9 protein-coding genes are annotated in these 11,317 nt (G+C 71.4%); 3 read left to right on the top strand and 6 right to left on the bottom strand.

The features are described from left to right. The first annotated feature begins 6 nt into the window (after nucleotides 1-6). A complete protein-coding gene (gene sigK, locus ABZX10_RS02115; protein ID WP_355534006.1) occupies nucleotides 7-573 on the top strand; it encodes an ECF RNA polymerase sigma factor SigK in 567 nt (188 codons plus the stop codon). Beyond that, nucleotides 570-1,313 (top strand): anti-sigma factor, encoded by a 744-nt coding sequence (locus tag ABZX10_RS02110; protein WP_355534004.1) that lies wholly within the window; start codon nucleotides 570-572, stop codon nucleotides 1,311-1,313. The genes sigK and ABZX10_RS02110 overlap by 4 nt, the downstream gene beginning before the upstream one ends. Here ABZX10_RS02110 and ABZX10_RS02105 read toward each other — a convergent pair. Continuing rightward, nucleotides 1,310-2,149, bottom strand: coding sequence for an SAM-dependent methyltransferase (locus ABZX10_RS02105; protein ID WP_355534086.1), 840 nt, complete (start codon nucleotides 2,147-2,149; stop codon nucleotides 1,310-1,312). The two genes, ABZX10_RS02110 and ABZX10_RS02105, sit on opposite strands and share 4 nt — an antisense overlap. Before the next feature lie 66 nt (nucleotides 2,150-2,215). On the opposite strand from ABZX10_RS02105, the gene ABZX10_RS02100 reads away from it, so the two are divergent. Next, nucleotides 2,216-3,517, top strand: coding sequence for a sensor domain-containing diguanylate cyclase (locus tag ABZX10_RS02100; protein WP_355534002.1), 1,302 nt, complete (start codon nucleotides 2,216-2,218; stop codon nucleotides 3,515-3,517). 98 nt (nucleotides 3,518-3,615) lie between these two features. On the opposite strand, the gene ABZX10_RS02095 is transcribed toward ABZX10_RS02100, so the two are convergent. The 5 genes from ABZX10_RS02095 to ABZX10_RS02075 all read right to left on the bottom strand — a co-directional run bounded on the left by ABZX10_RS02095 (nucleotide 3,616) and on the right by ABZX10_RS02075 (nucleotide 11,300). Beyond that, the gene (locus ABZX10_RS02095; protein WP_355534000.1) at nucleotides 3,616-5,025 is read right to left on the bottom strand and encodes an amino acid permease; all 1,410 of its coding nucleotides are present in this window, start codon (nucleotides 5,023-5,025) and stop codon (nucleotides 3,616-3,618) included. Next, entirely contained in the window at nucleotides 5,025-7,304 is a 2,280-nt protein-coding gene (purL, locus tag ABZX10_RS02090) for a phosphoribosylformylglycinamidine synthase subunit PurL (RefSeq protein ID WP_355533998.1), read from the bottom strand. Before purL ends, ABZX10_RS02095 begins: the two co-directional genes overlap by 1 nt. Nucleotides 7,305-7,326: 22 nt before the next feature. After that, nucleotides 7,327-9,159 carry an adenylyl-sulfate kinase gene (gene cysC / locus ABZX10_RS02085; RefSeq protein WP_355533995.1) on the bottom strand — a complete coding sequence of 611 codons (1,833 nt, stop codon included), beginning with the start codon at nucleotides 9,157-9,159 and terminating at the stop codon, nucleotides 7,327-7,329. Between the two features lie 61 nt (nucleotides 9,160-9,220). Then, nucleotides 9,221-10,177 carry a sulfate adenylyltransferase subunit CysD gene (gene cysD / locus ABZX10_RS02080; protein WP_355533993.1) on the bottom strand — a complete coding sequence of 319 codons (957 nt, stop codon included), beginning with the start codon at nucleotides 10,175-10,177 and terminating at the stop codon, nucleotides 9,221-9,223. A 205-nt stretch (nucleotides 10,178-10,382) separates the two neighbouring features. Then, nucleotides 10,383-11,300 (bottom strand): helix-turn-helix domain-containing protein, encoded by a 918-nt coding sequence (locus ABZX10_RS02075; RefSeq protein WP_355533991.1) that lies wholly within the window; start codon nucleotides 11,298-11,300, stop codon nucleotides 10,383-10,385. Between the last annotated feature and the right edge of the window lie 17 nt (nucleotides 11,301-11,317).

The raw sequence follows: 11,317 nt of genomic DNA, 5'->3' as shown, positions 1-11,317 counted from the left end.
GCGCCGATGACCACTGGCCGGACCCCCGCCGACGGGCTGTTGCGCCGCGTCGCAGCGCGGGACGTCGGCGCTTTCCGGGGGCTCTACGAGCGCACCGGGCACCTCGTCTTCGGGACCGCCGTCCGCGTCGTGGGCGACCGAGGCTATGCCGAGGAGATCACCCAGGAGGTCTACCTCGAGGTGTGGGGCAAAGCGGGCGACTTCGACGCCGAACGGGGCTCCGCGGAGGCCTGGCTGGTGACGATCGCGCACCGTCGATCCGTCGACCGCGTGCGGTCCGAGCGGGCCCGGGGCGAGCGCGAGAACGCCTTCGCGCACGAGAGCTTCCAACGCCCGCACGACGTGGTCGCCGAAGCCGCAGAACGCAACGAGGACGCCGGCGCGGTGACCGATTGCCTGGACACCCTCAGCACCGCACAGCGGGATGCGGTGACCCTGGCCTACTACGGCGGCCACACCTATCGCGAGGTCGCCGAGCGGCTCAACGCGCCGCTGCCCACCATCAAGACCAGGATCCGGGACGGTATCGCGCGCTTGCGCCGCTGCCTCGGTCCGCTCGGAGCGACATCGTGAATCCACAACACAGTGACGCCGAGTTCCTCGACCTCGCCGAGGTCTACGCCCTGCACGCACTCGGCGATCAGGAGCGGGCCGCGGTGGAATCGGCTCTCCGCGCCGCGGATCCGGAGGCCCGGGATGAGTTCGACGCCCGGGTCCGCGCCACTCGCGAGACGATGGCGGCCCAGGCCGCCACCTACGCCGAGGAGCCGCCGGCGGAGACCTTCGAGAACGTGCTCAGCCGCATCGCCGACGATCCCCGCGCCGTCCCCATCCGCCATCGCCGCGGTATCTCGCGGCGCACTCTCCGGGTGCTCGCAGCGGCCGCGGTCGTCGTCGTGGCGGTGGGCGGCGGCGTGCTCGTGGGGCGCGAACTCGCCCCCGATCAGGGCCGCACCGGCTCGGACACCGAGATCGTGCTCGCCGCGCCCGACGCGCGGACCGCGCAGGCGCGAGTCGGCGACGCGACCATTTCGTTCATCTACTCCCGCGAGCGCAACGCCGGCGTCGTCCTCATGAACGACGTGCCGCCGCCGAAGGACGGCACGGTCTACCAGATGTGGCTGATGGACCCCGGCGGCGGCGCCCGCTCGCGGGGCACGATGACCCAGCAGGACGTGCGTCCCACCACGACGGCCGCGGTCGTCGCGATCGATGACGCCACCTCGTTCGGCATCTCCGTCGAGCGTCCCGGCGGCGCGGCGGCACCGTCGCCCGACCGGATCGTCGCGACGCTGCCGATCCAGCCCGGCTAGCGGTTCCCGACGACGCGCCCGAGGCCCACGTAGCCGTAGTCGCACCGGAGCTGCGCCGCGGTGAGCGGGAACTCGGGCCGCCACCTGCCGTACCGCACCAACCCCGGCTCGACCAGCTCCATCCCGTCGAACCACGAGGCGACCTCCGTACGCGGGCGCACGTGCAGCGGGGACGACGTCGCCGCGTACCGCTTCCGCACCCACTCCAGTTCGGCGGAGACCTCGGCGTGTGCGGAGTCGTCGGAGACCTGGGACAGCGCGAGGTAGCTGCCGGGCGCCAACGCCGCGCGGTAGCGCAGCAGCAGTTCCGCCGGCCCGGCCTCGTCGGGGACGAACACGAAGCCCCCCACGACGAGGACACCGACGGGCCGGTCGAAATCGATGAGCCCGCGCGTGACCGGATGGTTCAGGACGGCGTCCGGGTCACTGATGTCGAGTTTGAGTACGGCGGCGTACGGATCTTCGCCGATCAGTTCACGACTGAGCTCGTAGGCGATCGGCTCGTGGTGGATGTACACGGCGCGGGCGTCCGGAGTCACGAGACGGGCCAGTTCGTGGACGGATCCACCCGCGCCGATGCCCGAGCCGAGATCGAGGAACTGGTCGATACCGGCCGCGGCCATCGTCTGCACGGCGCGGCGCGCGAAGGTCCGCGTCAGGCGGGCGCCGAGCGCCCAGTGCGGGGCGGCCCGTGTGATGGCCTCCCCCGCGTCCCGGTCCACGGGGAGGTAACTCGTGCCGCCGAGGAAGTAGTTGTACAGGCGAGAACCGTTCGGCCGGTCCATGTCGAGATTTTCCGGTACGGCCGTACCGGTACAGCAGCTTTGAGATTCCATCATCGCTGTAAGAATCTAGCCGATCGCACGTAGTATGGAGCCACTGTCGGTCGAGGAGGAGGATCAATGCCGGACTCGTCCTCGCCGCTGGGATTCCTCGCCCGCGGCGAGTCCGTCGTGGCTCTGCTCGTGGACGAATTCCTGATGGCGATCGCGGACGACGTCTACCTCCCGCTGCCCGTGTCGACGGTCCGCGCGGAGCTGCTCACGGCGTTCCAGCGCATGATCGCCGCATTCGGCGCGGACGACTTCGATCCGACCGTCGGCCGCGATGTCGGCCGCCTCCTGGTGTCGTTGCAGATCACCGTGCCCGAGGGCGCCGCAGCGGGCGGGCGCGCCATCGCCGCGCTCCCGGACGCCCTGTCGCGGGAACCGTCGGCGGAGGCGCGGCGCCGCAGTGCCCTGATACTCGCGGAGTACACGGCCGGCTACGCCGAGGCGCTCACCCGGCGGATCATCGACGGCCAGGCCGTGGTGCACCGCGCGACCCAGCGGGCCCGACGGTCCGCCGAAGAGGGCGAGCGCCAGGCCGAGGCGCGCCTGCGAATGATGTTCGAGCACGCGCGACTCGCGGTCTTCGTCGCCGACGAGCAGGGCGCGGTGCTGTCCGCCAGCCCGATCATGCGCGATCTCATCGAGGCGAACCGCGCCCGGATGGGGGGCGCGGGCGACGACATCCTGCCCCTACTGTCCGACGATCCGGACGAGGTCGCCCGCGCATTGCGCACGCTGGCCCTCGTCGACGAGGAGAAGGCGACCGTGTTCCTCGAGGCGCACGGGGTGCTGATCGGGGATCGTCCGGGAGTGGTCCGCTGGGCGACCAGCCGCACCCCGGTCCGCGACGGTAGGGCGGCGATGATCGTCGGCGTCGGCCACGACGTGACCGAGCTGCACGCCCGACAGATGACGCTCGATCACCTCGCCCACCACGATGCGCTCACCGACCTGCCGAACCGTCGCTCCCTCACGGCGGACCTGCAGTCGTTGCCCGCACCGGCGGGGTTCTGCCTCATCGACCTCGACGGTTTCAAGCGGATCAACGACCATCTCGGTCACTCGGGCGGCGACGCGCTGCTCGCCGCGGTCGCCCGCCGGATGGAGGATGCCCTGGGCGGAACCGGACGGCTCTACCGCGTCGGTGGCGACGAGTTCGCCGTCCTGGTCGCTCCCCCGTTCCAGCCGCGCGACGCCGCGCAGTTGGTCCACCGGACGCTGCGCCGGCCGATCGAGGTGATCGACGGTCCGCCGATCACGATCGGCGCCAGTATCGGCACGACCGTCGCGCCGGCACGGACCAGCACCGTCGAGGATCTGATCGCCGCCGCGGATGCCGGCCTCTACCGGTCGAAGGAAGCCCGTCGCGCGTGACGTACACCCGCCCGGACGGCGTGCACGTGATTCCCCTCGCGGCGCTCGGCCCCTGACCGGGAGCGGGATCAGGTGCTGGGCATCGAGCGCCGAGCGGACTAGCGCCGACCGATCGAGCCGACCCCCGCACCGTCGGGCGACGACCTGCGGGCGTGCAGCGTCCCGATGCCCCAGAGCACGAGCACCACGACGGCGGTCGAGAGGACCTGGTCGCGAACGTCGTCGTTGAGCACGGCCAGCACCACGATGCCCAGCAGCACCACCAGCACGGCCCAGGACAGGTACGGGTAGGCCCACATCTTCAGCGGGAGCCGGGTGCCGTCGCGCTCGGCGCGGCGACGCAACACGATCTGCGAGGCGATGGTCGCGAGCCAGGTGACGATGAGCGTGGACCCGACGACGGCCAGCAGGCGGTCCAGCACCTCGGAGCCCCAGATGTACGTCGCGGGCACCGCGAGGAAGCCGATCGCGGAACTCGCGAGCACCGCGAGGACGGGGACGCCCGCGGAGTTCGCCCGCCCCACGGCTGCGGGGGCCATGCCACGCTCGGCGAGGGAGTAGAGCATCCGCGAGCTGCCGTAGAGGTTCGCGTTGAGCGAGCTGAGCAGCGCGATGACGATGACCGCGCCGAGCGTCGTGCCGACCGCCGGCAGCCCCGCCGCGTCGAGCACGGCCACGAAGGGCTTCTCGGCGACCGCGGGATCGTGCCACGGCAGGGCCAGCAGGATGACGGCCACGCTGCCCACATAGAAGAGGAGGATCCGCCACACCGTGGCGCGGATCGCCCGCCCGACGGTGCGCTCCGGATCCTGCGTCTCGGCCGCCGCGACGGCCACGATCTCGATGCCGCCGAAGGCGAAAGCCACCACGAGCAGGGCCGCGACGACCCCGCTGATGCCGTGGGGCGCGAAGTCGGTGAGGTTGCCCAGCCCGGGCGACGGCGCCGACGTCCAGCCCAGGAGGAAACCCACCCCGACGACGAGGAAGAGGCCTACGAACACGACCTTGATGAGCGAGAACCAGAACTCGAACTCGCCGAAGCCGCGGACCCCGGCCAGGTTCAGCCCGGTCAGCGCGACCATGAAGACCAGTGCCCACACCCACACCGGCGGCCCGCCGGGCAGGAGCCCGTTCAGGATCGCCGCGGCGGCGACGGCCTCGGCGGCCACGACGAGGCACAGCTGCACCCACCACAGCCAGCCGACGGCGAAGCCGGCGCCCGGCCCCAGCGCCCTGCCGGCGTAGTAGGAGAAGGCGCCGGGATTCGGGTCGGCCGCGACCATCTCGCCGAGCATCCGCATCACCGCGATCACGACGAGTCCCGCCACCGCGTAGGCGATGAGCACCGCCGGCCCGGCGGCCGCGATGCCCTTGCCGGAGCCGACGAACAGCCCGGCGCCGATCGCGGAGCCGAGGCTCATCATGATCAGGTGCCGGGCGCGCAGCCCGGCGTGCAGGCCCTCCTCGGGCGCGGCCGCTGCGGTGTTCTCGCCCGACGGTGCCGCCATCAGCCGAACAGTGCGGGCAGGGTGCCCTCGTGCGCGGCGCTCAGGTCGGCCAGCGTCACGCTGAACCGGCCCTGGACCTCCACGGAGTCGCTGCCCTGGTCGACCACGCCGATGCGGACGGCCGGCAGCTCGCGGGCGGCGCACATCGCCGCGAACCGAGTCTCCTCGGTCCGCGGGACGGCGACCAGGACGCGGCCCGCCGACTCACTGAAGAGCTGGACGAACGCACCTGCGACATCCTGGGCGCCCTCGGGGAGCAGCAGGCGGCAGCCGGTCTCGCCCGCGAGCGCGGCCTCGACGACGGCCTGCCACAAGCCACCCTCGGAGAGGTCGTGCGCGGCGGAGACGAGGCCGTCGCGCGAGGCCGCGGTGAGCACGTCGGCCAGCAGCTTCTCCCGGCCCAGGTCGACCTTCGGCGGCACGCCGCCGAGGTGGTCGTGCTCGACCTGCGCCCAGATGGATCCGTCGAACTCGTCGCGGGTGTCGCCGAGCAGGTAGAGCGTCTCGCCGGGCTCCGTGCCGAGACCCGTCGGGATGCGGCGCCGCACGTCGTCGATCACGCCGAGCACGCCGATGACGGGCGTCGGCAGGATCGCGGTGGACCCGGTCTGGTTGTAGAAGCTGACATTGCCGCCGGTGACGGGGATGCCCAGCTCGACGCAGCCGTCGGCGATGCCGTGCACCGCCTGCTGGAACTGCCACATCACGCCCGGATCCTCCGGCGAGCCGAAGTTGAGGCAGTCGGTGACGGCCTTCGGCGTCGCGCCGGTGACCGCGACGTTGCGGTAGGCCTCGGCGAGCGCGAGCCGGCCGCCCTCGTACGGGTCGAGGTAGGTGTAGCGACCCGACGCGTCGGTGGACAGCGCGATGCCGCGCTGCGTCGTCTCGTCGATGCGGATGACGCCGCCGTCGGCGTGCTCGGCGAGCACGGTGTTGCCGCGGACGTACCGGTCGTACTGCTCGGTGATGAAGCGCCGCGAGCACAGCGCCGGCGAGGCGAGCATCTTCAGCGCGGTGGCGCGCAACTCGTCGTCGGACGCGGGGCGCCGCAGGCCGGCGGTCGTATCGGCGATGAGCGCGTCCATGAACGCGGGCCGCTCGACGGGACGCTGGTAGACGGGGCCGTCGTGGGCGATGGTCCGCGCGGGGGCGTCGACGACGGTCTCGCCGTGCCAGTCGATGACGAGGTGCTCGCCGTCGGTGACCTCGCCGATGACGGTGGCGAGCACGTCCCACTTGGCGCAGACGGCCATGAACTCCTCGACGTTCTCCGGAGCCACGACGGCGCACATGCGCTCCTGGGACTCGGAGGAGAGGATCTCCGCGGCGCTCATGCCCTGCGCGCGGCAGGCCACCTGGTCGAGGTCGATGAACATGCCGCCGTCGCCGGCCGCGGCCAGCTCGGAGGTGGCGCAGGACAGCCCTGCGCCGCCGAGATCCTGGATGCCGACGACGAGCTTCTCGCGGTACAGGTCCAGGCAGCACTCGATGAGCACCTTCTCCATGAACGGGTCGCCCACCTGCACCGACGGCAGCTTCTTGGGCTTCTCGTCGGCGTCGAAGCTCTCGGAGGCGAGCACGGAGACGCCGCCGATGCCGTCGAGGCCCGTGCGGGCACCGAACAGGATGATCTTGTTGCCCTTGCCGGAGGCGAAGGCCAGGTGCAGGTCCTCGGTGCGCAGCACGCCGGCGCACAGCGCGTTGACCAGCGGGTTGCCCGCGTACGAAGCGTCGAAGACCGTCTCGCCGCCCACGTTCGGCAGGCCGAGGGAGTTGCCGTAGCCACCGACGCCGCGCACGACCCCGTCGAGCACGCGGCGGGTGTCGGGGGCGTCGGCCGGGCCGAAGCGCAGCTGGTCCATCACGGCGATCGGGCGGGCGCCCATCGCCATGATGTCGCGGACGATGCCGCCCACGCCGGTGGCCGCGCCCTGATAGGGCTCCACGTACGACGGGTGGTTGTGCGACTCGACCTTGAAGGTCACGGCCCAGCCGTCGCCGATGTCCACGACGCCCGCGTTCTCGCCGATGCCCGCGAGCATCGTCGACCGCATCTCGTCGGTGGTGGTCTCGCCGAAGTAGCGCAGGTGCACCTTGGAGCTCTTGTAGGAGCAGTGCTCGGACCACATCACCGAGTACATGGCGAGCTCGGCGTCGGTCGGTCGGCGGCCCAGGATCTCGCGGATCCGCTGGTACTCGTCGTCCTTGAGTCCGAGCTCACGGTACGGCTGGTCGACATCGGGCGTGGAGGCGGCGTGGGTCACCGTGTCTACGTGCACCAGCCCAGTTTAGACGGGTGATTCACGGCCGGAGTTTCAGCCAGCGATCGAGCACCACCAGCGCCTGTTCGGCGGGCTCGCCGTCCTCCGGCCGCAGCACCAACTCGGGCCGCTCCGGCGCCTCGTAGGGCGCGTTGATCCCGGTGAACTCGGGGATCTCGCCGGCCCTCGCCTTGGCGTACATACCCTTGGGGTCGCGCTGTTCGCACAGCTCGACGGGGGTGTCGACGAACACCTCCACGAAGGGCAGACCCGCCTCCTCGTGCTGTGCGCGGATCCGGTCGCGGTCCTCGCGGTACGGGCTGATCAGCGAGGCGATCGCCACCGTCCCCGCATCCGCGAGCAACTGCGCGACGGCGCCCACGCGGCGCACGTTCTCCGCGCGGTCGGCGGCGGAGAAGCCGAGGTCGGCGTTGAGTCCGTGCCGCAAGTTGTCGCCGTCGAGCCGGTAGGCGGGGACGCCGCGCGCCACCAGCAGGCGCTCGAGCTCGCACGCCACCGTCGACTTGCCCGACGCCGAGAGCCCCGTCAGCCAGATGGTACCGCCCCGCGTCGCCCGGTCCTCGCGGCGCACGGCCGCGCCGTGCCAGACGACGGCGGTCGACTTGAGCGTGGGGCCGGTGATCATCCCGGCGGCGACGGTCTCGTTGGTCGGCGGGTGCACCAGCACGAAGCTGCCGGTGGTCCGGTTGCGCCGATACGGGTCGAACAAGACGGGGCGTCGCGCGGTGAGCTGCACCCGGCCGATGTCGTTGAGCCCGAGCTCGGCGGCGTCCTGATCGCGGTGCAGGGTGCTGGTGTCCAGCCGGTAGTCCAGCGCCTCCACCCGCACGGGCTCCGAGGTGTGCGCGTGCAGCATCCGGTACTCGGCGCCGACGGTGAGCTTCGCGGTGTCCGAGAACCAGCACAGCGTCGTGTCGAGGTCCGTGGCCGACTGCGGACGGTTCGCGGGCCGGCACAGCACGTCGCCGCGGCCCACGTCGAGGTGGTCGGCGAGCCGGACGCACGCGGCCTCCCCGGCCTCGAGCCGGTCGGCCTTCGCGCCGCCGGGCCGGTAGAGCTCGGCCACCGTCGTGGTGAAGCCCGACGGGAGCGCGACCACCTCGTCGCCGACCGCGAACGCCCCGGAGGCGACGGTGCCGGCCACGCCCCGGAAGTCGCTGTCGCGGGGCCGGATCACGTACTGGACGGGCAGGCGCGCGTCGATGAGGTTCTTATCGCTCACCACGTGCACGTTCTCCAGGTGGTAGAGCAGCGACGGGCCGTCGTACCAGGGGGTGTTCGCCGAGCGCTCGGTGATGTTGTCGCCGAGGAGCGCGGAGACCGGGATGGCCTCGACGTCGTGCACCTCGAGCTTGGCGGCGAAGTCGGCGAACTCGGCGCGGATGGCGTCGAACCGGGCGCGGTCGAAGTCGACCAGGTCCATCTTGTTGACGCACAGCACGATGTGCTCGACGCCGAGGAGCGAGGTGAGGAAGGTGTGCCGGCGGGACTGCCGGGTGAGGCCGTGCCGGGCGTCGACGAGGATCAGCGCGACGTCGGCCGTCGACGCACCGGTGACCATGTTGCGGGTGTACTGCTCGTGCCCCGGGGTGTCGGCGAGGATGAACTTCCGAGTAGCGGTGGCGAAGTAGCGGTGGGCCACGTCGATCGTGATGCCCTGTTCCCGCTCGGCGCGCAGGCCGTCGGTGAGCAGCGCCAGGTCCACCCCCTCCTCGCCGCGGGCGGCAGTCGTCGCGGCGACCGCGCTGAGCTGATCCTCCAGAACGGATTTCGACTCGTAGAGCAGGCGCCCGATGAGCGTCGACTTGCCGTCGTCCACGCTGCCGGCCGTCGCGATGCGCAGGATCTCCATCAGAAGTACCCCTCTCCGGTCTCCGCGACCAGCAAGCCACTCAACAACATTCGCGCGCCCATCAGAAGTAGCCCTCCTTCTTCCGGTCCTCCATGCCCGCCTCCGAGATCCGGTCGTCGGCGCGGGTCGCGCCGCGCTCGGTGATCCGGGTGGCGGCCACCTCGGCGACCACCTGTTCGGGGGTGGTGGCGTCCGATTCCACGGCGCCGGTGCACGTCGCATCGCCGACGGTGCGGAACCGCACGGTCCGGACCTCGGGTGTCTCGCCGGGCAGGGGCGTGACCAGCGGCCCGGTGGACAGCAGCATCCCGTCGCGCTCGATCACCTCGCGCTGGTGCGCGTAGTACAGCGACGGCAGGGAGATCGACTCAGCGGCGATGTACTGCCAGATGTCGAGCTCGGTCCAGTTCGAGAGCGGGAACACACGGATGTGCTCGCCCTTCTGGTGCAGGCCGTTGAAGATGTTCCACAGCTCGGGGCGCTGCGCGCGGGGGTCCCACTGGCCGAAGCGGTCGCGGAAGCTGAAGATCCGCTCCTTGGCGCGGGCCTTGTCCTCGTCGCGGCGCGCCCCGCCGAAGGCGGCGTCGAAGCGGTGCTCGCCGAGCGTACGCAGCAGCGTCGCGGTCTGCAGCCGATTGCGGGTGGCGCCCGGCCCGGCCTGCTCGACGACGGCGCCCGAGTCGATGTCGTCCTGCACACTCCCGACCACGAGGCGCAGCCCCATGCGGCGGGCCATCGCGTCACGGAAGGCGAGCACCTCGTCGAAGTTGTGGCCGGTGTCGATGTGCATGACCGGGAACGGGATCGCGGCGGGCCAGAACGCCTTCGCCGCGAGGTGCAGCATCACCACCGAATCCTTGCCGCCAGAGAAGAGCAGGACGGGACGCTCGAAGGTTGCGGCCACCTCGCGGAAGATGTGAACCGCCTCCGCCTCGAGACGTCGCAGGTGATCCGCCGCCTCTGGCGGCGCTTCGGTAGCGGCCGCGTCGCTGGCGATGACGGGCGTCGGTGACGACATACGCTCCTCCGGTTCATATTTGGACCATAACGATCCATTTGTGATATTTGGAGAGTAGAACGCGTTCTCACACATTGTCAACGTCGATCGATCACCCGATCTGACGCTCTGCGAGTTCCAACACACCCGTTCTGCGCAGCTACACCCGGCGTGCACCGCCATGTGGGCGATGTACGCCCCGCGAACGCCGGATCATCACGCCGACTCACCGTCCGGGCTTGTGGCCCCCGATCCGGACCGTCACCCGGTCGGCGGCGGCGATCAGCGCGGACGCGCGCTCGTCGATCGCCCGCTCGTCGAGCTCGTCGCTCACGTAGAGGCTCGCGACCATCGCCTGTGCGCCGTCGGCGTCGTAGACGGGCGCGGAGATCACACTGACGTTCCGCCTCTCCCCCGGCGCATCCGCCTCGCCGCGCAGATGGACGCGGTCGCCGATGCCGGCGACCACCTCGCCGAGCAGGGCGCGCAGCTCCGCCGGAATGTCGCCCGGGACGCCCGCCATGAGGCGATAGAGCTGCTGCCCCGCGGGAGTGAGGAGTTCCACGAGGTAGCCGTCCACCCGGCACGCCTCGATCACCCGGGCGAGCCGGTCACCGTCGGCCCGGATCCGGTCCCGGGCCAGCCAGCGTTCGAGCCGCCCCGTCCGGTCCCAGAGCACGTACATCAACCCGATCGGCGGGGTGAACGGGTAGCTGTCGCCGACCTTGACCATCGCCGGGCGGCCCGGGTCGACGGCCACATCGAGCACCGTCACCCGGTCCCCCACGACGCCGGACAACGAGACCGGATGCCCGAAGGCCTCCCAGAGGCCGGCCAGGATGTCGCCGCCCGCGGGGTCCGCGCGCAGCGAGGTGCGAGCCGCCCGGCCGAGGGGAATCAGCGCCGGGCCCAGCCGGTAGTTCTTGTCCCGCTCGTCACGCAGCAGATAGCCGGTCTCGACCAGGGTCGTCGCGATGCCGAGGCAGGTCGGCTTGCTCAGGCCCACCCGACGGGCCAGCTCGGAGATCCCGAACCGCTCGCGCTCGTGGCGGGACAGGAACTCCAGCACCGCCACCACCCGCTCGGTCGGGGGCGAGGTCCGGCCCGCCGCGCCCCGCTCCGCGGATTCCACCGGTTCGGTCATCGCCACTCCCTTGACAC

It is taken from the genome of Tsukamurella sp. NPDC003166 (assembly GCF_040611135.1).
Taxonomy (GTDB): Bacteria; Actinomycetota; Actinomycetes; order Mycobacteriales; family Mycobacteriaceae; genus Tsukamurella.
Note: the sequence above shows the minus strand (reverse complement) of the source record. Positions and strands in the feature narration are given on the sequence as shown.